19 protein-coding genes are annotated in these 23,059 nt (G+C 69.6%); 5 read left to right on the top strand and 14 right to left on the bottom strand.

Annotation, left to right across the window (positions count from 1 at the left end; translation table 11 throughout):
* Positions 1-127: 127 nt before the first annotated feature.
* Genes FHS98_RS09175 through FHS98_RS09155 form a run of 5 tightly spaced genes read right to left on the bottom strand, consistent with a single transcriptional unit; the run spans position 128 to position 4,657 of the window.
* Positions 128-1,321: a class I SAM-dependent RNA methyltransferase gene (locus tag FHS98_RS09175; RefSeq protein WP_167103361.1), complete on the bottom strand. Its 1,194-nt coding sequence runs from the start codon at positions 1,319-1,321 to the stop codon at positions 128-130.
* Positions 1,322-1,364: 43 nt separating this feature from the next.
* Positions 1,365-2,747, bottom strand: a complete 1,383-nt coding sequence (locus FHS98_RS09170) for an NAD(P)H-hydrate dehydratase (RefSeq protein ID WP_167103358.1) — start codon at positions 2,745-2,747, stop codon at positions 1,365-1,367.
* Entirely contained in the window at positions 2,744-3,133 is a 390-nt protein-coding gene (locus FHS98_RS09165) for a hypothetical protein (protein ID WP_167103355.1), read from the bottom strand. The genes FHS98_RS09170 and FHS98_RS09165 overlap by 4 nt, the downstream gene beginning before the upstream one ends.
* 10 nt (positions 3,134-3,143) lie before the next feature.
* Complete coding sequence (locus FHS98_RS09160; RefSeq protein WP_167103352.1) at positions 3,144-3,917, bottom strand: N-formylglutamate amidohydrolase; 774 nt, start codon at positions 3,915-3,917, stop codon at positions 3,144-3,146.
* Positions 3,914-4,657, bottom strand: a complete 744-nt coding sequence (locus tag FHS98_RS09155; protein WP_167103349.1) for an enoyl-CoA hydratase/isomerase family protein — start codon at positions 4,655-4,657, stop codon at positions 3,914-3,916. The genes FHS98_RS09160 and FHS98_RS09155 overlap by 4 nt, the downstream gene beginning before the upstream one ends.
* Positions 4,658-4,751: 94 nt before the next feature.
* On the opposite strand from FHS98_RS09155, the gene FHS98_RS09150 reads away from it, so the two are divergent.
* Positions 4,752-6,503 carry a DUF885 domain-containing protein gene (locus FHS98_RS09150; protein ID WP_167103346.1) on the top strand — a complete coding sequence of 584 codons (1,752 nt, stop codon included), beginning with the start codon at positions 4,752-4,754 and terminating at the stop codon, positions 6,501-6,503.
* Here FHS98_RS09150 and FHS98_RS09145 read toward each other — a convergent pair.
* From FHS98_RS09145 to FHS98_RS09135, 3 genes are all read right to left on the bottom strand, one after another.
* Positions 6,500-7,348 carry a 4-(cytidine 5'-diphospho)-2-C-methyl-D-erythritol kinase gene (locus FHS98_RS09145; RefSeq protein ID WP_167103343.1) on the bottom strand — a complete coding sequence of 283 codons (849 nt, stop codon included), beginning with the start codon at positions 7,346-7,348 and terminating at the stop codon, positions 6,500-6,502. The two genes, FHS98_RS09150 and FHS98_RS09145, sit on opposite strands and share 4 nt — an antisense overlap.
* Entirely contained in the window at positions 7,345-9,006 is a 1,662-nt protein-coding gene (locus FHS98_RS19070) for a hypothetical protein (protein ID WP_167103340.1), read from the bottom strand. Before FHS98_RS19070 ends, FHS98_RS09145 begins: the two co-directional genes overlap by 4 nt.
* A gap of 84 nt (positions 9,007-9,090) precedes the next feature.
* Positions 9,091-10,743, bottom strand: coding sequence for an electron transfer flavoprotein-ubiquinone oxidoreductase (locus FHS98_RS09135; protein ID WP_167103337.1), 1,653 nt, complete (start codon positions 10,741-10,743; stop codon positions 9,091-9,093).
* 126 nt (positions 10,744-10,869) lie between these two features.
* On the opposite strand from FHS98_RS09135, the gene FHS98_RS09130 reads away from it, so the two are divergent.
* From FHS98_RS09130 to moaB, 3 genes are read left to right on the top strand one after another with little or no spacing between them, the layout of a single operon-like run.
* Complete coding sequence (locus FHS98_RS09130; RefSeq protein WP_167103334.1) at positions 10,870-11,622, top strand: uracil-DNA glycosylase family protein; 753 nt, start codon at positions 10,870-10,872, stop codon at positions 11,620-11,622.
* Positions 11,619-13,427, top strand: a complete 1,809-nt coding sequence (locus FHS98_RS09125) for a lytic transglycosylase domain-containing protein (protein WP_341786044.1) — start codon at positions 11,619-11,621, stop codon at positions 13,425-13,427. The genes FHS98_RS09130 and FHS98_RS09125 overlap by 4 nt, the downstream gene beginning before the upstream one ends.
* Entirely contained in the window at positions 13,427-13,954 is a 528-nt protein-coding gene (moaB, locus tag FHS98_RS09120) for a molybdenum cofactor biosynthesis protein B (protein WP_167103331.1), read from the top strand. Before FHS98_RS09125 ends, moaB begins: the two co-directional genes overlap by 1 nt.
* Before the next feature lie 149 nt (positions 13,955-14,103).
* On the opposite strand, the gene FHS98_RS09115 is transcribed toward moaB, so the two are convergent.
* Positions 14,104-14,415 carry a hypothetical protein gene (locus FHS98_RS09115; protein WP_167103328.1) on the bottom strand — a complete coding sequence of 104 codons (312 nt, stop codon included), beginning with the start codon at positions 14,413-14,415 and terminating at the stop codon, positions 14,104-14,106.
* 69 nt (positions 14,416-14,484) lie between these two features.
* A complete protein-coding gene (locus tag FHS98_RS09110) occupies positions 14,485-14,823 on the bottom strand; it encodes a VOC family protein (RefSeq protein WP_167103325.1) in 339 nt (112 codons plus the stop codon).
* A gap of 53 nt (positions 14,824-14,876) precedes the next feature.
* On the opposite strand from FHS98_RS09110, the gene FHS98_RS09105 reads away from it, so the two are divergent.
* The gene (locus tag FHS98_RS09105) at positions 14,877-15,965 is read left to right on the top strand and encodes a PA0069 family radical SAM protein (RefSeq protein WP_167103322.1); all 1,089 of its coding nucleotides are present in this window, start codon (positions 14,877-14,879) and stop codon (positions 15,963-15,965) included.
* A gap of 4 nt (positions 15,966-15,969) precedes the next feature.
* On the opposite strand, the gene FHS98_RS09100 is transcribed toward FHS98_RS09105, so the two are convergent.
* The 4 genes from FHS98_RS09100 to ligA all read right to left on the bottom strand — a co-directional run bounded on the left by FHS98_RS09100 (position 15,970) and on the right by ligA (position 23,039).
* Entirely contained in the window at positions 15,970-16,308 is a 339-nt protein-coding gene (locus FHS98_RS09100) for an Mpo1-like protein (protein ID WP_167103319.1), read from the bottom strand.
* Positions 16,309-16,373: 65 nt separating this feature from the next.
* Entirely contained in the window at positions 16,374-19,922 is a 3,549-nt protein-coding gene (gene dnaE / locus FHS98_RS09095; RefSeq protein ID WP_167103316.1) for a DNA polymerase III subunit alpha, read from the bottom strand.
* A 72-nt stretch (positions 19,923-19,994) separates the two neighbouring features.
* Positions 19,995-20,858, bottom strand: coding sequence for a phenylalanine 4-monooxygenase (gene phhA / locus FHS98_RS09090; protein WP_167103313.1), 864 nt, complete (start codon positions 20,856-20,858; stop codon positions 19,995-19,997).
* A 66-nt stretch (positions 20,859-20,924) separates the two neighbouring features.
* Complete coding sequence (gene ligA / locus FHS98_RS09085; RefSeq protein ID WP_167103310.1) at positions 20,925-23,039, bottom strand: NAD-dependent DNA ligase LigA; 2,115 nt, start codon at positions 23,037-23,039, stop codon at positions 20,925-20,927.
* Positions 23,040-23,059: the final 20 nt, after the last annotated feature.

Here is a 23,059-nt window from a genome sequence, read left to right as displayed (position 1 = left end):
GGAGGCCGGGATCCATTCAGTGCTGCGCGTGCCGCATCACCGTCCAGTTTGTGCAGACACAGCATCCGGCCCCGAACGCTGCGCGTATGGATCCCGGCCTCCGCCGGGATGACGACCATGGCGTATCTCAGCGCGTGAAGGCGGAGGCCAGCTCCACATGCGTCGTCCAGCGGAACTGGCCGACGGGTTTCACCCACTCCAGCCGCCACCCACCATCCACCAGCATCCTCGCGTCACGCGCGAAGGTCGCAGGGTTGCAGGAGACATAGGCGATGCGCTTCGTCGTGGCCTTGGCGAGTTCGGCCGCCTGCTCTTTCGCCCCGGCACGCGGAGGATCGAGCACCACCGCGTCGAAGCGCGACAGTTCGGCCGCCGTATAGGGCCTGCGGAACAGATCGCGATGATCGGCGACGACCTGCCGTCCGGCCCGTCCAGCGGCAGCCTTGAGCGAGAGGATCGCATCGCGCGCGCCCTCCGCCGCCAGCACTCGCGCGGAGGCGGAGAGCGGCAGGGCAAAGGTGCCGAGCCCCGCGAAAAGATCGGCGATGATCTTCGCATCGCCCACGCCCTCGCGCACCGCCGCGAGCAACGCCGCCTCGCCATCCGCCGTCGCCTGGAGGAAGCCACCCGCCGGCAACCCTACCGCGACGCCGCCGAGCGTCACCGTCACCGGCTGCGGCTCCCACCGGGCTTCCGCGCCATAGCCGCTGTCGATCGAGACGCGCGCGAGGCGGTGCGTCTCGGCAAACGCGTTGATCGCCTCGATCGCGGCGAGCCCCTCGGCCTCGAAACCGCTGAGCAGCAGGTCGATGCCCTGATCGGTCAGCGCCAGCTCGACGCCTGCCGTCCGCTTGTCGGCGATGAACTTCGCCAGTAGGCCCCGCAGCGGCTGGAGCAGCGCGAACAGCTCGGGCGCCAAAATCCAGCACTCCGCCAGATCGACGACCTTGCGGCTCTGCCCCTCGTTGAAGCCGAGCAGGATCTTCCTGCCGAACCGTTCCGCCCTGAGCGACGCCCGCCGGCGCGTGCGCGGCGCGGAGAGATGGGGTGCCGCGATCTCTGCTTTCAGCCCCTGCGTCGCCAGCGCACCGGCCACGCGCTCGACCAGATAGGTCGTATAGGCCGCGTCGTCGACATGCTGGAGCGTGCAGCCGCCGCAGGTCGGGAAGTGGCGACAAGGCGGCGTCTGGTGATGCGGACCGGGTTCGATCGAACCGCCGGCCGACACACGATCGCCGGGGGCCGCGAAGGGGATGGTGCGGCCATCGGCGGTCATGCCGTCACCGCGCGCGGCGAGGCGGAGGATAAGATCGTCAGTCATAAGATGACGCGCGCTTTCCCCCATTTCGCCGTGCGCGGCAAGCTTAGAGGCAGTCTGCCACCACGCCCGGCAGATGCGCGATGAGGTCGTCCGCGATCAGCACCGGCCCCGCGCGCCGCGCCGCCTCGCTGTGCAGCCACACCGCGCCTTGCGCCGCTTCGAAGGGATCGTCCATCTGGGCAAGCAGCGTGCCGAGGATGCCCGCCAGCACGTCCCCCGTCCCCGCGCTCGCCAGCCAGGCCGGTGCCGGAGCCCCGATCGCCGCACGCCCATCGGGATGCGCGACGACCGTACACGCGCCCTTGAGCAGCAGCATCGCGCCGATCCGCCGCGCCCCCTCGCGCGCCTTGTCGAGCGCCGAGCCCGGCATATCGCCGAACAGCCGCTGGAATTCGCCGGCATGGGGCGTGAGCACCGCCGGGGCTCCCACCCGCTCCGCCCCCTGCCGCGCGAGCAGCGTCAGGGCGTCGGCGTCGAGCACCAGCGGTTTGCCCGTGTTGAGCGCGAGACGCAGCCGCCGCTCCGCCTCGGCATCGTTGCCCAGCCCCGGCCCGACGATCATCGCGCCGATCCGCTTGTCCCCCAGAGCCCCGTCGTCCCATGCGCGGCGGACCAGCGCGTGCGGCGGCGCCTCGCCGGGATTGCCGAGAAGCTCGACATAGCCCGCCCCCGCCCGCTGTGCCGCCATCGCGGAAAGCAGGGTCGCTCCCGGCATCGCGCCCGCGACGACCAGCACCTTGCCGCGACTATATTTGTGGCTCTCGAACCCCGGCTCGGGCAGGCGCGGCCGGGCGATCTCACATGGGGTATCTGCGTCGTGTGCGAGGTCGAGGCCGATATCCGCCACCGTCACCGCTCCGCACAGCGCCGCCGCCGGCATCAGCCGATGCGCCCGCTTGAGCGCCCCCAGCGCGACCGTCAGATGGGCGGCCGGCAACTCGGTCAGCACCGCGCCGTCATCCGTCCCGATCCCGCTCGGCAGGTCGACTGCGACCCGGTGACGCGCGGCTTCCATCAGCCGCCGGGCGGGCGAGGCGATCTCGTCGGCGAGCGCCCGCGTCAGGCCGGTGCCGAACAAGGCATCGATGAAGATCGGCGCCGGGGAGGCTTCGGAGAGCGCCTCCACCGCCCCACCCCACGCCGCGCGGGCCTCGCGCGCCGCGTCCGTCTTCGGAGGCGCGCTCGCAGCCACGCGCACCTTCACGCCGCGCTCGTGCAGCCGGGCCGCGATCACATAGCCGTCGCCGCCATTATTGCCCGGCCCGCACGCGACCAGCGCCTCCAGCGGACCGAAGCGATCCCAGGCGATATCCGCCACGGCACGACCCGCGCGCCGCATCAATTCATATACCGAGACGCCGCGTGCCATCACCGCCTCTTCCGCGGCGCGCGTTTCGGCTGCGGTGAGGATCGGGCGGCCGCTCATCGCGCCGGCAGCGCCTGCCCCTTCACGGTCGCGGGAAGGCGATAGCGGTCCTCGCCGATCGCCACCTCGATCATCCCCGGCCCGACCACCGCGACGCTGGCCTGCTCCGATCCGTCCGCTGCGACCACGCCGCGCCCGTCGGTCGTCACCAGCAGGCGACGGAAGCCGCCGTCGGGATGATGGAGGACCAGCACCAGCCCCTCCTGCGTCGTGCTGCGCTCCACGGAACAGCCGTTCCCGAAAGCCCTGGCGCCATCGAGCGCGCAGGGGATGCCTGCCGGCGCACCCGTGGCGGCCGGCTGTTTGCCCGAGCCGGTGCCGGGCGCCTTGTCGCACGCCGCGAGCGGGGTCAGGAACAGCAAGGCGAGGAGAAAGGGACGGGCCATGACGCCCTCCTTACGCAAGGCGTCGGGCCGCGTCATGCCCGCTCGTCGCCATGGCTTCCCACGTCGCGCGGATCACCGGCGCGAGCCGCTCCGCCCAGAGCGCCACGCCCTCCGCATCCCCGATCAGATCCTGCCGGACCTCGATGCCGAGATAGGGAAGGCCCGCCGCCTCGCCATGACGGTTCATCGTCGCGTTGAGGATGCGGCCCGAATAGGGCTCATTGTCGCCGGTCACGATGTCCGTCGCCCTGAGCAGCGGGATGGCGACGCGCGCCGCCCGCTCGTCCTCGTTGTAGAGGATGCCGATCTGCCATGGCCGCGCCTGATCCGGGTGGGTTTCGAGCCGGGGCGTGAAGCTGTGCAGCGAGATCAGGAGCGCCGGCTCGGCCCGCGCGATCCGCGCCGCCACCGCGTCATGATAGGGCCGGAAAAAGCGGGTCAGCCGCGCTTCGCGCCCCGCCTCGTCCAGCGCATTGCCGGGGATCGCGATGCCGTCGCTGGCGATCGGGAAGAGACCGGGCGCATCCTCCTCGCGGTTGAAGTCGCACACCAGGCGCGACACGCCGCCGAGGATCGCGTCGCAGCCGAGCGCGTCGCACAGCGCCTCGGCCAGCGGCGCCACGCCGATATCGATCGCGACATGGCGGGTGAGCACGTCCGCCGCGATGCCGAGGTCCACATCCTCGGGCACATGAGCCGATGCATGGTCGCCGATGATGACCATGCCGCCCGCCGCCTGCTCCGCGCCGATCGCCTGCCAGGCTTCCCCGGTCGGTGTCGTCATCCGGCGAAATCGGGCTTGCGGCCGGCCTTGAACGCCTTGAAGCCCTCGGCGAAGTCCGGCGAGGCGAAGGCGTCGTCGAAGCGCTTGTCGACGCCCCAGCGGCCCGCCAGCGTCGCCTTGAGCGCGCACAGGCTGTAAGGCGCGTTGCTCGCGATGCGGCCGATCATGTCCTCGCCGATCCGATCCGACGTATCGATCATCTCGACCAGACCGATGCGATGCGCCTCGGTGGCGTCGATCGTCTCGGCGCCGTAGACGAGGCGCGCCGCCTGCCCCGGCCCGACCAGCTCGGCGAGCCGCGCCAGATCCGGCTGCGGATAGGAGATGCCGAACCGCGCCGGCGTGATCGCGAAGCTCGCGCGCGGACCGGCGATCCGCATGTCGCACGCATTGGCCAGCGACACGCCCGCGCCGAAGCATCCGCCCTCGATCACCGCCACCGTCGGCTTGCCGACCGCCCGGATGCGGGACAGCGCGCTCGCCATCGCGCCGCGGAAGACGTGTCGCTTGCGCACATCCTCCATCAGCATCGGAAATTCCGACAGGTCCGCGCCAGCGCAGAAACTCTCCGGGTCGGACGAGGTGATGACCACCAGCCTGGCATCGGATGCCGCGGCTTCGCCGACGACGCGTTCCAGCACACTCCAGCCCGCGATCGGGATCGCGTTCCGCTTTTCGCCCCGTTCGATCACGACTCGTGCGACGGGGCCGTCCGTTTCGAGCCTGAACATGACCACCATATTGTCGCGGGCCGCGCCGAATGTCACGAGGGCAAGCGACGGTAATCGGAGTATCGGTACGGTGGCAGGACAAACGCGGCGCGAAGCAGTGGCCATGCTGGCGGCAGGTTGGGCTTTTGCCGCCCCGGCGCGGGCGTTCGCGGCGGAGGTGACGACCCATTGCCCCGCGCCGGCGGCCGGCCTCGATGCATTGACGGCTCCGATCCTGTCGCTGCTGCCCGAGGCGGCGGTGACGGCGGGTCTGCTGGAGGCGTCGGCCGGCGGCCCCGCCGCGCGGCGCTGCGACGACTGGTCGCCGGATGGGCGCGCCGCGCTCGGGCTGGCCGTCGCGGGTGCGCGGGCGATGATCCCGGCCGAGGGCTGTGACGCGCAAACCGCGACGGTGCGCGGCCTGCTCGATGCCGCCGTGACGAGCGCGGACATCCCCTATGGCCGCAACGATCCCCTTGGCCCGATCCATCAGCCTTATCTCGCCACCGCTTTTTCCGGGCCTCATGTCTCGACGCCAACCTCGATGCGGCTGATGCAGGACGTCGCGACGCCCGCCGCCATCGATGCGTGGCAGGCCCGGCTGGATGCCTATGGGGCGGCGCTGCTGGGCGTCGCGGAGGCGATGCGGGCGGACGAATCGGCCGGGTGCGTGCCCCCCGCCACCGTCAGCCGTGCCGCGCTGCCGCAGATGGATGCCTTCCTGCTGGTGCCGGCCGAACGGCATCCGCTGGTCGTCGCGCTCGGCCAGCGGATCGCGGATGCCGATCAGCGGGCGGCGGCCACCCGGCTAGCGGCGCAGACGATCGGGAAGCATGTCCAGCCCGCCATGGCCATGCTGCGCGACACCACCGCCGCCCTGACCCGGCGTGGGCGGCCCGAGATCGGCCTGTGGGCGCAGAAGAACGGCGAAGCGCTCCACGTCGCCAATGTCGCCCGCGCCGGAGACACGGGGATGAGCCTCGCCGACGCGCAGGCGTTCGGCCGTAGCGAGGTGGCACGGATCGCCGGGCTGCTCGACCGGCGACTGACGCTGCGGGGGCTTCACAAGGGAAGCCTCGCGGACCGGGTCTCCGCCGCCTTCGCCGCGCACCCCGAGTTCATCGAGAGCGACGACGAGGGCGGCCGCGCCTCCCTGCTCCAGACCGCGCAGGCCCGGATCGACGCGGCGCACGCCATTCTGCCGCATCTGGTGCCGGCGGGCGACACGCCGCCGCTGGACATCCGCGCCCTGCCCGAGGCGGGGCTCAGGGCCGTCGGCGGTTCCTTCTACATGCCCGCCGCGATCGACGGCAGCCGCACGGCCGCGCTGTGGCTGGACACGCGCTCCGTCCACGCGCTGCCGACGCCGGGGGTGTCTCCGCTCGCCTATCATCTGGGATTGCCGGGCCTTCACCTTCAGGCGAGCCGCGCGACGAAGGATCGCCCCCTCTTCGCCCGGATGGGCGCGTGGCCCGCGATCAGCGCCGGCTGGGCCTGCTATGCCGAGCGTCTCGCCGCCGAGCAGGGCCTGTTCGCCCGCGATCCGTGGGGCGACATCGCCCGCCTCTCCGACGAACTGCTGCGCGCCGCGCGACTGGTGACGGACATCGGCATCCACGCCCAGCGCTGGACCCGCGAACAGGCCGAGGCGGAGATGACGCAGATGACCGGCGCCCCGCAGCGCGGCGCGATCGATCGTATCATGGCGCTGCCCGGCGAGGCGGTGAGCCCGACCCTGGGCCTCCAGCGGCTGCTCGCGCTGCGCGATCATGCCCGGATGACAGCCGGCCGCCGTTTCGACCTGCACGGCTTCCACGCGACCGTACTGGATGCGGGGCCGCGTCCCTTCGCGATGGTGGAGGCGGCGCTCGCCTAGCGGAGCGTCGTCGCCAGACGCCACCAGCCGGGATGCGCGGCGGCGATGGCCGCGTCCGCCGCATCGCGCGCGGCGACGTCTTCATACAGCGCGAAGCAGGTGGCGCCCGAGCCCGACATCCGCGCCAGAACGACGCCCGGCATCGCGGCCAGCGCCTCGACCACCTCGGCGATCACCGGCTGCATTGCGCGCGCGGGCGGCTCCAGATCGTTGCGCCCCGAGAGCGCCGCCGCGAGCGGATCGCCCGCCGCCAGCTCGCCCCGGTCGATACCGTTCCAGCGCTGGAACACCGGCCCCGTCGGCACCGGCACGCGCGGATTGACCAGCAGCACCGCCATACCCGCCAGCGCGCCCTCGTCGAGGAAATCGAGCGCATCGCCCCGCCCCTCGCCCCTGCAGGCGCGCGAGGCGATGCAGGCCGGCACGTCTGCCCCCAGCGCCGCGCCGATGTCGTGGAGCACCGCATCCGGCACCTCCACGCCCCACAACCGCACCAGCAGCCGCAAAGCCGCCGCCGCGTCCGCAGAGCCGCCGCCGATGCCCGAGGCGACCGGCAGCCGCTTGTCGAGCCGGATCGCGGCGCCCGTCGTCACGCCCGCCGCCGTCCGCAGCGCCTCGGCCGCGCGCAGCACGAGATTGTCCGGCCCCGCCGACAGCCCCTCCCCGAACGGCCCCTCGATCGCGAGGGACAGAGCATCGGCGGGCGCGGCGCTCAGCCGATCCCCATCGGTGCAGAATGCGAACAACGTCTCCAGCTCATGATAGCCGTCCGGCCGACGGCGGCGGACATGGAGCGCGAGATTGATCTTGGCATAGGCCGTCTCGGCCGAAGGAAGCTGGTTCACGGTTTGACGGTCAGTCCGAAATCGATCTTGGTCTTGAGGCGGCTGGCCTGTTCTCCATCGGCCGCAACCAGCGCCGCCCGCCACGCATAGCGCGCGGCCAGCCGCCGGTTGGCCTTCCAATAGGCGTCACCCAGATGCTCGTTGATATCGCTCTCCGCCGGCGCGCCCTGAGCCGCGCGTTCCAGCAGCGGAATCGCCCGATCTAGATCGCCGCGCAGATACCAGGACCAGCCGAGCGAATCCGAGATGGAGGGATCGTCCGGCGCCAGCGCGCTCGCCCGCGCGATCAGCGCGGAGGCGCCATCCAGATTCTCGCCATGCTCGATCTCGGAATAGCCGATGAAGTTCAGCACCGCCGGCTGGCGCGGCGCCAGCGCGAGGGCGCGCGAGGCCAAAACCTTCGATGCCGGCCAGTCGCCCGCTTCAAGCTGCGCGTTCGCCTGCTGGAGCAGCAGCGGCCATGCCACCTCGGGCGGCGCCTTGTCCCCGCCGGCCAGCGCCAGCGCGCGGCCATAAGCGGCGGCGGCATCAGCCGGGCGATGACTGCCCGCATAGAGATCGGCCAGGCGCGACCAGTCGCGGCTGCCCGCTTCCGGCGCGGTGGTGGCCGCCTGAGCCTCCGCCAGTGCCTGATCGGTGCGTCCCGCACGGACGAGCAGGGTCAGCCGCGCGTCGCGGATCGTGCTGATGAAGGGATCGTCGGGGGTGGTATGCCCCAGCGCGTCGAGCGCCGCATCCTGCGCGCCGCCGGCCGAGAGGATGCTCGCCGTCACCAGCCATGCCGCGCTGTCGTCCGGCGCGAGCAGCGTCGCGACCCGCGCGAAATGGAGCGCCAGCGGGGCCGCCTGCTGCTTGTTGATATCCGCCGCCACGCGCACGAACAGCTCGGCGATGGCGGTCGCGGGCGTGTCCACCGCGCCGCGCAGCTTGTGATGTGCGGTGAGCGTCGCCCGCGCCCGCGCGATGGCCGGCCAGTCGCCGGTCAGCATCGCCAGAGCCGCCTCGCGCTCGTGCCGCTGATCGAGCGCCGCCGCCGCCGCGATCCTCAGCCGCGCCGAACGCCCGCCATCGGGAAGCTGGAGCGCACCCAGCGCCGCAACGCCCGCCGTCTCCTTGCCGACCGCGATCAGCAGCAGCCCGCGCTGCTCGGCCGCATAGGTTTCGGCGAGGCCGGTCACGCCGCCGGCATCGAGCAGGGCCACCGGATCGCCCTGCTTCGCGCCGAACGCGATCCACGCCCGCAGCACCGGCGACAGGAAGGAAAAGAGCTTCTCGCGATCGACGCGATCGGTCAGCGCCTTCGCCTGCTTCCAGTCCCTCTTGGCGATCGACTCGGAGAGCAGCAGCAACGTGCCGTCCGGCGGCAGCGATCCACTCGCGTCGAGCTGGTGCGCCATGCGCAGGCCGAGCGCCATGTCGCCCGCCGCCACCGACTGGCGGAAGGCGCGAAGGGCGAGGCTGGTGTTGCCCGGATTGCCGTCCGCCGCCGCCGCGAAACCGGCCGCCGCCACGTCGAGCTGGCCGAGATCGTCGGCCACGCGGGCATGGACATAGTCCGCGATCGCGCTGCGGGCATGGCGCGGCGTGTCGGCCGAAGCCGCGGGCGCAACCGCCAGTGCGGCGATCGCGGCCAGAAGGACGGGGCGGGTAAAGCTCATCGGTGACAGACTCGACACGAGTGGTTCAGGCCCCTCTTTCCCCGTTCTTTTCCCGATCCCGCCCGCCGTGGCAAGCGAAGCCTGTCACATGTTCGGATAGTTCGGGCCTCCGCCGCCCTCCGGCACCACCCAGTTGATGTTCTGGGTCGGATCCTTGATGTCGCAGGTCTTGCAGTGGACGCAGTTCTGCGCGTTGATCTGGAGGCGCGGCGCATTCTCCTCGCGCCCCACGATTTCGTAGACGCCGGCCGGGCAGTAACGCTGCTCGGGCGCCTCGTAGAGCTTGAGGTTCACCTCGATCGGCACCGACGCATCCTTGAGCGTCAGGTGGACCGGCTGATCCTCCTCATGGTTCACGCCAGAGAGGAACACCGACGAGAGGCGGTCGAAGCTGATGACATTGTCCGGCTTCGGATAGTCGATCTTCTTCTGCTGGTTGGCCTGCCAGAGCTGCTCGTTGTCGGCGTGCTTGTGCTTCATCGTGAAGGGCAGGCCGATCCTGAGATGCCGCATCCACATGTCGACGCCGGCGACGAGCGTGCCCATCGTGCCGCCGAACTTCGAGACGGCCGGCTCGGCGTTGCGGACCAGTTTCAGCTCGTCGGCGATCCAGCTCTTGTCGAGCGTCTCGGGGTAGGCGGTCAGCTCGTCCTGCTGCCGATCCGCGACGATCGCGTCATAAGCGGACTCGGCGGCGAGCATCCCGCTCTTCATCGCGGTATGGCTGCCCTTGATGCGGGGCACGTTCACGAAGCCCGCCGAGCAGCCGATCAGCGCGCCACCGGGGAAGATCAGGCGCGGCACCGACTGCCAGCCACCCTCATTGATCGCGCGCGCGCCGTAGGAGACGCGGCGGCCCCCTTCCAGCATCGAGCGGATTTCAGGATGCTGTTTCCAGCGCTGGAACTCCTCGAACGGCGAGAGCCACGGGTTCTTGTAATCGAGCGCGACGACGAAGCCGATCGCGACCTGATTGTTCGCCTGATGATAGATGAAGCCGCCGCCCCATGCATCGTCGAGCGGCCAGCCCTGCGTGTGGATCACGCGGCCCGGCACATGCTTGGCGGGATCGATGTCCCACAATTCCTTGAGGCCGAGCCCGTAGACCTGCGGATCGCAATCGCGCTCCAGCTCGAACAGGCGCTTCAGTTCCTTGGTCAGGTGCCCGCGCGCGCCCTCCGCGAAGAAGGTGTAGCGACCATGCAGCTCCATGCCGGGCTGATAGTCGGGCTTGCGCGTGCCGTCCTTCGCGATGCCGAGGTCGCCGGTCGCGACGCCCTTCACCGCGCCGTCCTCGTCGAACAGGATCTCGGCCGCCGCGAAGCCGGGGAAGATCTCCACGCCCAGCGCCTCGGCCTGTCCCGCCAGCCAGCGGCACAGATTGCCGAGGCTGACCGTGTAGGTGCCCTTGTTGTTCATGAAGCTCGGCATGGCGAAGTGCGGCATCGCCCACTTCCCGCTTTTGCTCAGCACCCAGTGATGGTTCTCCACCACGGGCACGGTGAGCGGGCTGTCCAGCTCCTGCCAGTTGGGGATCAGCTCGTTGAGCGCGATCGGATCGACCACCGCGCCCGACAGGATATGCGCGCCGACTTCGGAGCCCTTCTCCAGCACGCAGACGCTGAGTTCGCGGCCTTCCGCCTCGGCACGCTGCTTCAGCCGGATCGCGGCGGCCAGACCGGCCGGGCCGGCGCCTACGATGACGACATCATAGGCCATCGATTCGCGTTCCGACATCAACACTCCTCCCCGTTCGCCCGCCTTCCCCCGCAGGAACGCGTATTGGCGCAATCCGATACCATTTTGACCAGATTGCGCGTGCCCCGAGATTGACGGCCGCGTCAACCTCGGTCCATGGGCTAAATGATGCTGAACGGGGGGGATCATCGGTTTCGCGACGTCATCGCCAGCGCGCTCGGTTGGTGGGCGGACGCGGGCGTGGACGCCCTCGCCGACGATGCGACGCGCGACTGGCTGGCCCCGCCGCAACCCCGCATGGAGATGCTGGCGACCACTCCCATCGCGCCGGCTGCCGCACCGGTCGCCGCGCCGGAGGCCGCCGGACTGCCGGACACGATCGAAGCGCTTCACGCCCTGCTCTCGACCGGCGATTACATGCCGAACGCCGCTCCGCCCGGTCGCCGCGTCGGCCCCGCCGGCACGCCGGGGGCGGAGTTGATGATCGTCGCCGACATGCCCGATCCGGGCGACGGCGAGGCCGGTCATCTGTTCGGCGCGGAGACGGGCCGCCTGTTCGACGCGATGCTCGCCGCCATGGGGCGCGATCGCGCTCGGATCTATTATGCCCCCCTTTCGCCCGCGCGCATCGCCGGCCGAATCGACGAGAAACAGGGCGAAGCCCTCACCCGCCTGATGCGCCGCCATATCGCCCTCGCGAAGCCCAGGGCGCTGATCCTGTTCGGCGACGAAACCGCCCGCTGGCTGCTCGGCCCGGACGCGCTCAACGAGCGGGGCGGCCTGCGCTCGGTCGAGCATGACGAGGGCCATGTGCCCGCCATCGCCACCTTCCATCCCCGCCATCTGCGCCGGATGCCCGCCTTCAAGGGCGCGGCCTGGGCGGACATGCGGCTGTTGCTCGGAGTGCTCGGCCAGTGACGTTGCGGCCCTTCCTCGGACTGGCCATCGCGCTGGCCTCGTCGACCGCGCTGGTGGCCCAGACATCGACGCCCACCCTGCTCGCCCCGCCGCCGCCCAATGTCGCGAGCGTCGCCACCAATTCGGGCAGCCTGCTTACCCCCCAGCAGCGCCAGGGCTATGCCGCGGTGTTCGATGCGCTCCGCAACGGGCGCTGGTCGGATGCGCAGACGGGCCTCGCAGCGCTTGGCGACGGCGTGCTGACGCCCGTGGCGCGCGCCGAGCTTTTCCTCGCCAAGAACAGCCCGCGCGTCGAGCGGAGCGATCTCGTCGCCCTGCTCGACGCCGCGCCGGACCTGCCGCAGGCACCGCAGCTCGCCCTCCTCGCCCGCAAGCGCGGCCCCGGCGATCTGCCGGCGCTGCCCGCCCCGCGCGATCTCGACTGGGTGAACGGCGCCCCCCGCCGCATCGCCGCCAAGCCGACCGCCGGCGATCTCGCCGCCGCCGTCTTCTCGGTGCAGGCGCGTCCTCTGCTCAAGGCCGACAAGCCGGCCGACGCCGAGGCGCTGCTCAACACCACTCTCCCCCAGCTCACGCCCGAAGCCGCCACCGAATGGCAGCAGCGCGTCGCGTGGAGCTATTATCTCAACGGCGACGACAAGGACGCCACCCGCCTCGCCACACTCGCCGCGCGCGGCGCCGGGGACTGGGCGGTGCAGGCAAGCTGGGTGCAGGGCCTCGCCGCGTGGCGGACCAACGACTGCAAATCCGCCGAGGACGCCTTCACCCGCGTCGGCGCCAACGCCAGCGACGAGGAGATGCGCGCCGCCGGCCTGTTCTGGACCGCGCGCGCCGAAATGGCGTGCCGCCGGTTCGACCGGGTGCAGGCCCGGCTCCGCGCCGCCGCCCGCAGCCCCGAAACCTTTTACGGCCTGATCGCCGCCCGCCTGCTCGGCATGGCGGTGCCGACATCGGCCGCCGCGCCGAAGCTCACGCCGTCCGAATGGACGCAGCTTTCCGTCCATCCCAACGTCCGCCGCGCCGCGGCACTCGCCGAGATCGGCGAATATGGCCTCGCCGACGAGATGCTGCGCTGGCAGGCGCGGATCGGCGAGGATCGCGATCATAAGCCGCTGCTCCATCTGGCCGCGCGTCTCGATCTTCCCGCGACGCAGATCTGGCTCGCGCACAACCTCCCCGCCGGAGAGCGGGTCGAGGCGAGCGCGCGCTATCCCGCGCCCAACTGGGTGCCTCAGGGCGGCTGGCAGGTCGACAAGGCGCTGGTCTTCGCCCACACCCTCCAGGAATCCCGTTTCCGCACCGATGCGGTGAGCCCGGCCGGCGCGCGCGGCCTGATGCAGGTGCTGCCCACCACCGCCGATCTGGTCGACCGCAGGCGCGGCGGCGTGGTCGGCGATCATGGCGCGCTCGCCTCGCCGCAGGTCAACATGGCCTATGGGCAGGCCTATCTCGAGCAGCTCCGCGACGCGGCCGGCACCGGCGGGCTGCTGCCCAAGGTGATCGCCGCCTATAATGCCGGCCCCAACGCCGTCGCCCGCTGGAACATAGCCACCCGCGCCGACAGCGATCCGCTGCTCTATATCGAGAGCATCCCTTATGCCGAGACGCGCGGCTATGTGACGACCGTGCTGCGCAATTACTGGATGTATCAGCGCCAGTCCGGCGAGAAGACATCCAGCCTCAAGGCCCTGGCGCAGGGCGCATGGCCGCGATTCCCCGGCGCCCAGACCGGGCCGCGCGCCGGCTTCGCCACCAGCGCGCCGGCCGCCTTTCCGCGCGCTTCCGCTCCCGCGCGCGCCAACTGATGCCGATCGACGCCTCCATCCCCTTCCGGCCCGTCCGCATCGCCGTCCTCACCGTCTCCGACACGCGGAACGCGGCGGATGATCGCTCCGGCGACACGCTGGTCCAGCGGATCGAGGCGGCCGGCCACCTTCTCGCGGACCGCGCCATCGAGAAGGACGATGCCGAGCGGATCGCCGAACGCCTGCTCGGCTGGATCGCGGCCCCGGACGTGGACTGCGTCATCTCCACCGGCGGCACCGGCGTCACCGGCCGCGACGTGACCCCCGAAGCCTTCGCCCGCGTGTGGGACAAGGAAATCCCCGGCTTCGGCGAACTCTTCCGCTGGCTGAGCTACGCCAAGATCGGCACCTCGACGATCCAGTCCCGCGCCTGTGCGGGCGTGGCGCGCGGCACCTATCTCTTCGCGCTGCCCGGCTCGACCGGCGCGGTGAAGGACGGCTGGGACGGCATCCTCGCCAGCCAGCTCGACATCCGCCACCAGCCCTGCAACTTCGTCGAGCTGATGCCACGCCTTCGCGAGCGTTAGGCCGGATCGGTATTCGGCCCGAGAATGCCCGGCCTCGGCCCGTCCGTCATGACAATCGGGGAAGCGAGAAACGGAAGCGTCCATTCGCCGCCGCCGCAGCGATCGCCGACCTTCGGAGGCCCAGCGCCTCCTCCGCCTAAAGCCTCGCCTCAATGCCGGTGATGGCCCCGTTGCGGCGGAGGCGTGAAATGGCCATGCATCGGGTGGAAATGGCCCGCCCCACCTGACCCGGCATCCCGCCGGAAATGCTGCCCGCGATCGGCCACGAAACGCCCATGCTGGTGCCGGCGATAATAGAAGACGCCGCCATCGCCCCAATAGCCGTCGTAGATCGGCCCGTAATAATCGTCATAATAGCCGTCATAGGCGATCGGACCGGCGCCATAAGGCCCGCCATAATAGTCGCCCGCACATGCGGCCAGCGGCAGGGTCGTCAGAAGGGCGATCACTACCTTCTTCATGGCATTTCCTCTCGTTCTGCTCACGTCACGACAAGCAGAACAGACGGCGGAGGAGATTGTTGCGCGCTCTCAGTGATCCGCCTCCACCACGGCCAGTTCGTTGCCGGACGGATCGGTGAAGTGGAAACGCCGCCCACCCGGAAAGGCGAAGATCGGCCGCACGACCGTGCCGCCCGCCGCCTCGACCCTGGCCGGCCATGCATCGAGCCCCTCGACCGCGATCACCACCAGCGGCGCGCGTGTCGCCTCGGAGGCATCGCCCTGAAGGCCCATGTCCACGTCGCCGGTCGTGGTCGCGGCATAGCTCGGCCCGAAGTCGGTCAACCGCCAGCCGAACGCCGCCTCGTAGAAGCCCTTCGACGCCGGCGCATCGCCTGTCGGCAGTTCCACATATTTGATTCGCGCCATGCCACCCCTCCAATGTTCTTTTTTTGTTCTCGCTTATGCGCTAGATTTTGTCAATGGCGATTCGCTTTCCAGAACGGCGCGCCGGCCGCGGCGCGACGGTCAACGACCGGCCCCAGCGCTTCGGCCTGCCCGCGCGCGAGGCGGATGGGGACTGGCTCGACGCGCGGCAGGCGCTGGACGGCGATCCGCCGCCGTTGCGCACCACCGTCACGGTCGAGAAGCCGCGCACCATCCTCTCGCGCAATCGTTCGCCGGATGTGCCCTTCGATCGCTCGATCAATCCCTATCGGGGCTGCGAGCATGGCTGCATCTACTGCTTCGCGCGGCCGACCCACGCCTTCCACGATCTCTCCCCCGGCCTCGATTTCGAGACGAGGCTGTTCGCCAAACCAGACGCCGCGGAGCTGCTCCGCCGCGAGCTGGCCGCGCCTCGCTATGAGTGCCGGCCCATCGCATTCGGCACCAACACCGATCCTTATCAGCCGATCGAAGGCCGCTATCGCATCACCCGCGCCTGCCTGGAGGTGCTGGCCGAGACCCGCCATCCCCTTACGATCACGACCAAATCGGATCGGGTCCTGTCCGACATCGAGTTGCTGACTGAAATGGCGCGCGACGGACTGGCGGCGGTGGCGATCTCCGTCACATCGCTCGATCCGAAGACCGCACGCACGCTGGAGCCCCGCGCCCCGCACCCGGAGCGGAGGCTGACGGCGGTGCGCAGGCTGGCCGATGCGGGCATTCCCGTCCATGTCTCGATCGCCCCCGTCGTGCCGCAGATCACGGATCACGAAATCGAACATCTGATCGAGCGTGCCGCCGAAGCCGGCGCCGGGAGCATCTCCTTCATCCCCGTCCGCCTGCCGCATGAGGTCGCCCCCTTGTTCCGCGCATGGCTGGAAGCCCATCACCCGGATCGCGCCGCCAAGGTGATGGCCACCATCCGGTCGATCCGCGGCGGACGGGACAATGATCCGAACTTCGGCAGCCGGATGCGGGGGCAAGGACCATGGGCGGAGCTGATCCGCACCCGCGTCGCGATCGCGTGCCGCAAACATGGGCTCGGACGGGATCGCATCCAGCTCCGATCCGATCTGTTCCGGCCGCCCGTGCTGCCGGGAACGCAGATGTCGCTGTTCTGAAGGCTCAGGCGCGGGCGCGGGGCACGCCGGCGCGATCCAGCTCCGGCCCGAGCCGCCCGCTGATCCAGTAGCCGTACATCACGAAATCCGCCGCAAGCGACCAGAAGGGATAGGAGAAGGTCGCCGGCCGGTTATGCTCCACCGCGAAATGGCCGACCCAGGCGAAGAAATAACCCGCCACCGGCATCGCCACGAAGAGCAGCGGATGGCCCGTCCCCAGCGCGATTACCAGCAACAGCAGGACGAGGCTCGTCCCCGCATAATGCAGCGCCCGCGTGGCCGGGCGCGCATGTTCGCGCAGATAATGGGGCCAGAACTCCGCGAAGCTCGTGATCCGTGCCATGACGGAGAGCCTATACCCACCTCTCCGCCCGCGCGAGCCCCTTTGCGCTCGCCTTTGGTCGATCCTCAGCCGGCGAGCGCCAGCCTCGGCGCCTCGATCGGCACGAGCTGCACGGAGGCGATGCCCGGCAGCTTCTCGACCTGCTGGGCCAGTTCCGCGTCGAACATGAAATCCCGCCCGGCGACCAGATGGGCATGGCCGCCACCCGGCAGCGCCGCGAAGATGTGCAGTTCGCCGCGCCCGCCGCGCGCATTGGCCAGCAAGGCCGCCAGCGCCGCCGGCCCGGAAACGTCCGCCAGCGTCACGTCGAGCCGCAGCCGGGCCGCTGTCGTCATCCCTTCGAAGGGGCGGACGTTGCGGATGGTGACACGCGGCGTCTCCTCGCCCGGCTTGCGATCCAGCTCGACCGAGAGCAGGCCGCAGCCATTCTCCTTGCCGATCTCCTCGATCCTGGCGGAGACGTCGTCGTCGAAGCAGCTCGCGATGAACTGACCCGAGGAATCCGAGCAGGTCGCCATCATGTAGCGGCGGCCGCGCGCGGAGGTGCGCCAGCGGGCGTCCTCGATCAGCGCGGCCATGGAATAAGTCGGCCCGGCGGGGCGGCGGCCGCGTTCGTCGGGGGCCTGCTCGGGCGGGGGCGGCATCTCGCACCATTGGGCGAAAGTCCGCGCGCCATGCGCCTGCGCGAGATGGCGGTAGCGATCCGTCGGGTGCGCCGAGAAATAGAAACCGAAGCAGTCCTTCTCGGCGGCCATCGTCTCGGCCATCGACCAGACCTGGCCTTCGGGCAGGCGGATCGGAGGCACGTCGGCGGGGCCTCCGAACAGGCCGCCCTGCCCGCTGGTGCGCGCATCGGCTGCGAGATTGGCGTGCGCGAGGATCGTCTCCGCCGCCGCGACCAGCGTGGCACGCTCATGGCCCAGCGGCTCGAAGGCACCACCGGCGGCGAGGCTCTCGATCTGGCGGCGGTTGAGCAGCTTGGGATCGATGCGGTCGGCGAAATCCTCCAGCGTCTTGAAGGGGCCGTTGCGCAGTCGCTCGGCGCACAGCTCCTCCATCGCGCGCTCGCCCACACCCTTGAGAGCGCCCAGCGCGAAGCGGACGGAGAGCGTGTCGTCCTCGCCCTGCTCGACGGTGAACTCGGCCTCCGAATGGTTGATCGACGGCGGCAGGCAGGGCACCTCCATGCGCCGCATGTCGTCCACGAAGATCGAGAGCTTGTCGGTCTGCGCCATGTCGAAGCACATCGAGGCGGCGAAGAATTCGGGCTTGTGATGCGCCTTCATCCACGCCGTCTGATAGGCGACGAGCGCATAGGCCGCAGCGTGGCTCTTGTTGAAGCCATAGCCCGCGAACTTGTCGATCAAGTCGAACAACTCATTGGCCTTGTCGGCGGGAATCTGGTTGTGCTCGGCGCAGCCCTTCACGAAGATCGCGCGCTGCTGGTCCATCTCCGCCTTGATCTTCTTGCCCATCGCGCGGCGCAGAAGATCGGCGCCGCCGAGCGAATAGCCGGCGAGGATCTGCGCGGCCTGCATCACCTGTTCCTGATAGACGAAGATCCCGTAGGTCTCCTTCAGGATGGGTTCGAGCAGCGCGTGCGGATATTCCACCTCCTCGCGCCCGTTCTTGCGCGCGCCGAAGGTGGGGATGTTGTCCATCGGGCCGGGCCGGTAGAGCGAGACGAGCGCGATGATGTCCTCAAAGGTCGTCGGGCGGACGGCGGACAGCGTGCGCCGCATCCCCTCGGATTCGAGCTGGAACACGCCCACCGTGTTGCCGCTCATCAGCAGCTCGAACACCGCCGGATCGTCCCACGCGATCTTGGAGAGATCGACCTCGATGCCGCGCTTCGCCAGCATCTGCACGGCCTTCTGGAGTACCGACAGCGTCTTGAGGCCGAGGAAGTCGAACTTCACGAGGCCCGCATCCTCGACATGCTTCATGTCGAACTGGGTGACGGGCATGTCCGATCGCGGATCGCGATAGAGCGGCACGAGCTGGTCGAGCGGCCGGTCGCCGATCACCACGCCGGCGGCGTGCGTCGACGAGTGGCGCGGGAAGCCTTCGAGCTGGCGGGCCAGATCGAGCAACCGCTTCACCTCGGGCTCGCGCTCATATTCCGCCACCAGCTCCGTGACGCCGTTCAGCGCGCGGTCGAGCGTCCACGGATCGGTCGGGTGGTTGGGGACGAGCTTGGCGAGGCGATCGACCTGCCCGTAGCTCATCTGAAGCACGCGGCCGGTGTCCTTGAGCACGGCGCGCGCCTTCAGCTTTCCGAAGGTGATGATCTGGGCGACCTGATCGCGGCCATATTTCTGCTGGACGTAGCGGATCACCTCGCCACGCCGGGTTTCGCAGAAATCGATGTCGAAGTCGGGCATCGACACGCGTTCCGGGTTCAGGAAGCGCTCGAACAGCAGGCCGAGGCGCAGCGGATCGAGATCCGTGATGGTGAGCGCCCACGCCACCACCGAGCCCGCACCCGAGCCGCGGCCCGGCCCGACGGGGATGTCATGATCCTTCGCCCACTTGATGAAGTCGGCCACGATCAGGAAGTAGCCGGGGAAACCCATCCCGATGATGATATCGACCTCGAACGCAAGCCGTTCGAAATACTCGGGATATTTCGCCTCGACTTCCTCGTCGGAGGCGTTTGCGATGGCCTCGTCCATGAAGCGCAGCCGGGCGCGCAGACCCTTGTAGCTGTCCTCGCGCAGCGCCTTCGCCTCGCCTTCGCGATCACCGGCAAGGCTGGGCAGGATCGGCTTGCGCTTGGGTGCCGCGAAGGCGGTCCGCTGGGCGACGACCAGCGTGTTGGCGATCGCCTCGGGCAGATCCCCGAACAGGCGGACCATCTCGTCGGCGGGCTTCAGCCATGCGTCGGGGGAGGAACGGCGGCGATCCTCGCTGTCCACATAGGCGGAGTCCGCGATGCAGAGCATCGCGTCATGCGCCTGATGGAACGAAGCGTCCGCGAAGCAGGCCGGGTTGGTCGCCACCAGCGGGAGGTCGCGGGCATCAGCGAGATCGATCAGCGCGTTCTCGGCGGCTTCCTCCACCGCGTCCCCGCGGCGGGCCAATTCGATATAGAGACGATCGCCGAACAGCGCCTGAAGGCGGTCCGCGTAGAGCCCCGCGTGCTTCGCCTGCCCGCCGCCGAGCAGCTTCGTCAGCGCTCCTTCGCCCGCGCCGGTGAGCGCGATCAGCCCGTCCGTCCGCCCTTTGAGCGCGGAGAAGGGCACATGCGCGTCCTCCTCCACCGGCCGGCCGAGATGCGCCGCCGAAACCAGCGCGCAGAGATTGTCGTAGCCGGTCGCATCCTGCGCATAGAGCGGCAGCCAGTCGATCACCGGCGGCTTGCCGGCCTCCGCGCCGCCGCAATCCGCCGGCCGCGCCACGGCGAGCAACGTTCCGACGATCGGCTGCACGCCCTCGCCCTTGGCCGCCACCGAATAGGCCATCGCCGCATAAAGCCCGTTGCGGTCCGCTATACCGGCCGCTGGAAAGCCCAGCTTGCGGGCTTGCTTGGCGAGCGCCTTGGGATCGATCGCGCCTTCGAGCATGGTGAAGGCGGTGAAGATGCGGAGAGGTACGAACGGCGTGGAGGACATCACGCCACTATGCGGCGGCCGAGCGATTCTGGGAATGCTCTCGTTAGCGAGAATGTCCGGCTGACGAGAAGGTCAGCCGGCGCGCTCCGTCGCATAGGCCTGCGTGCCGCGGGTGATGATCTCGTCCTCATCCAGCAGATCGGCCGGGCCGAGATCGGGCAGCCCCGCCAGCCTTTCGTAGAGCGGGGCGAAATCCGTCTCCAGCGTCCGGCGCAGCAGATCCTCGAAGCTGTCGATGACGAAATAGACCTGCTGGTAATCGTCGATGCGATAGTTGGTCCGCATCACGCGCTCCAGATCGAAGCGGATGCGGTTGGGGCTCGGATCGTCGAGCGCGAACTCGCTCTCGCCATGGCTGGAGACGATGCCCGAGCCGAACAGCTTGAGATCGCCCCCCTCGCGCACCAGCCCGAATTCCACCGTATACCAGTAGAGCCGCGCCAGTTTGTTCAGCGAGCCGAAGCCCAGCGAGCGCAGGCCGCCCTGCCCGTAAGCCTGCATATAATCGGCGAACACCGGGTCCGCGAGCATCGGCACATGGCCGAAGACGTCGTGGAAGACGTCCGGCTCCTGAAGATAGTCGAGTTGATCGCGGCGGCGGATGAAGTTGCCGGCCACGAAGCGGCGATTGGCAAGGTGATCGAAGAACACCTCGTCCGGCACCAGCCCCGGCACCGCCACGACCTGCCACCCCGTCGCCTTCATCAGCCGTTCGGACAGCTCCTCGAAGTCCGGGATGCCGGGCTTGGAGAGCTTCAGCACGTCCAGCCCGCGCAGGAAGGCTTCCGCCGCGCGGCCGGGCAACTGCCTGGACTGGCGCGCGAACAGGATGTCCCACGTCTCATGATCCTCGGCGGTATAGGCCGCCCAGTCCTGAGGAATGGTCCAGTCCGCTCCCGCACCCTCTGGCGGGTGCTCCAGTACATGTTCAGCCATATCCAGAAGGTAACATTGGATACGGATTTTGCGAGTCTTCTGATTGCTCGCCGTCGAGGCGGAGGGTCAGCCCGCCGCCGCGACGATCGCCGCCCATTCCTCCTCGGTCGCGACCTCGATGCCAAGTTCCTGCGCTTTCCTGAGCTTGGAGCCCGCATCCGCGCCGACCACCACCAGATCGGTCGCCTTCGAAACCGAACCGGCGGCCTTGGCGCCCAGCCGCTCGGCCTGCGCCTTGGCCTCGTCCCGCGACATGGTGAGGAGCTTGCCGGTGAACACCACCGTCTTGCCCGACACCTTCGATGTCAGCGTCTCGTGGACGAGATTCTCGATGGTGAGTTCGCTGGCGAGATCGGCCACGACGTCGCGGTTATGCGGTTCGGCGAAGAAGTCGAGCAGCGCCTCGGCCACCTCCGGCCCGATGTCGCGCGTGCCGATGGCGTTGACCAGTTCCTTCAGGCGGCGGATTTCGAACTTGCGGTCCGTCTCGCCGATCGCCTGAACGAAATTTCTGCGTGTATCCAGCGCCTTGTCGATCATCTTCATGAAGGCGCCGTAGCTTACATAGCGCCTCGCCAGTTCGCGCGCCGTCACCTCGCCGATGTGGCGGATGCCGAGCGCGAAGAGGAAGCGGTCGAGCGGGATGCGGCGCTTGTCCTCGATCGCCTCCAGCAGATTGTCGACCGAGACGTCCGCCAGCCGCTCGCGCGCGACCAGTTCCTCGCGGCGGTTGCGGAGGCGGAAGATATCGGCGGGCGATGCGATCAGCCCGTCCTTGAAGAAATCCTCCACGCGCACGAGGCCGAGGCCGCGAATATCGAAGGCATGGCGCGAGGCGAAGTGAATCAGGCGCTCCACGCGCTGCGCCGGGCAGATCAGGCCGCCGGTGCAGCGCCAGATGACCTCCCCCTCCTCGCGCTCCGCCGCCGAGCCGCATTCCGGGCAGACATGCGGGAAGATGAAGGCGGGCCGCTCCTCGTCACGGGTCAGCACCTCGACGATCTGCGGGATCACGTCGCCGGCGCGCTGGAGGACGACACGGTCGCCCGGCCGCGCGCCGAGGCGCTCGATCTCGTCGGCATTGTGGAGCGTCGCGTTGGTGACGACCACGCCGCCCACCGTCACCGGCTCCAGACGCGCCACGGGCGTCAGCGCGCCGGTGCGGCCGACCTGGATGTCTATGGCGCGCAGCAGCGTCTGGGCGCGCTCGGCCGGGAATTTGTGCGCGATCGCCCAGCGCGGCGCGCGGGCCACCTGCCCCAGCCGCTGCTGCCAGTCGAAACGATCGACCTTGTAGACCACGCCGTCGATATCGAAAGGCAGATCAGCACGTTGCGCCTCGATGCTGCGATAATGATCGAGCATCTGCCTTGCGCTCGTGCAGCGGACCAGCGCGTCGGACACAGGCAGGCCGAAAGCGCGGATCGCCTCCATCACCTCAAGCTGCGTCGAGCCGGGCAGCGCGGAGGCCTCCCCCCAGCCATGGGCGAGAAAGCGCAGCGGACGGCCACGCGTCACCTCCGGGTCTTTCTGGCGGAGCGAGCCGGCCGCCGCGTTCCGTGGATTGGCGAAAATCCGCTCGCCCGCCAGCTTCTCGTTGAGCGCCGCGAACTCGGCCTTGGACATATAGACCTCGCCGCGCACCTCGAACACGTCGGGCGCGTCGCCGTGCAGCATCTGCGGGATTTCGGCGATGGTGCGGACGTTGGCGGTCACATCCTCGCCGATGCTGCCGTCACCGCGCGTCGCCGCCTGCACCAGCCGCCCCTTCTCGTAGCGCAGCGAGCAGGACAGGCCGTCGATCTTCGGCTCGGCCGTCATCGCCACCTCGGCATCGTCCGGCAGCGCGAGGAAACGGCGGACGCGCGCGACGAACTCCTCGACATCCTCGTCCGCGAAGGCGTTGTCGAGGCTCAGCATCGGCTTCGCATGGGCGACCTTGGCGAGATGCCCGGTCGGCGCCGCGCCCACCTGCTTCGACGGCGAGTCGGCGCGCACCAGATGGGGATGCTTCGCCTCCAGCGCGTTGTTCTCGCGCATCAGGGCGTCATACTCCGCATCCGAAATCTCGGGCGCGTCATGATCGTGGTAGAGCCGGTTATGCCGCGCGATCTCGGCGGCAAGGAAGGCAAGGCGCTCGGCGGCGGCGGTTTCGGCGGAGAAGAGATCGGGCGCGGTCATGCCCTGAGCGCTACGTCAGC

Source organism: Sphingomonas oligoaromativorans (genome assembly GCF_011762195.1).
Lineage (GTDB): Bacteria > Pseudomonadota > Alphaproteobacteria > Sphingomonadales > Sphingomonadaceae > Solisphingomonas > Solisphingomonas oligoaromativorans.
The sequence above is the reverse complement of the archived record's forward strand: the minus strand, read 5'-3'. Positions and strand labels throughout refer to the sequence as shown.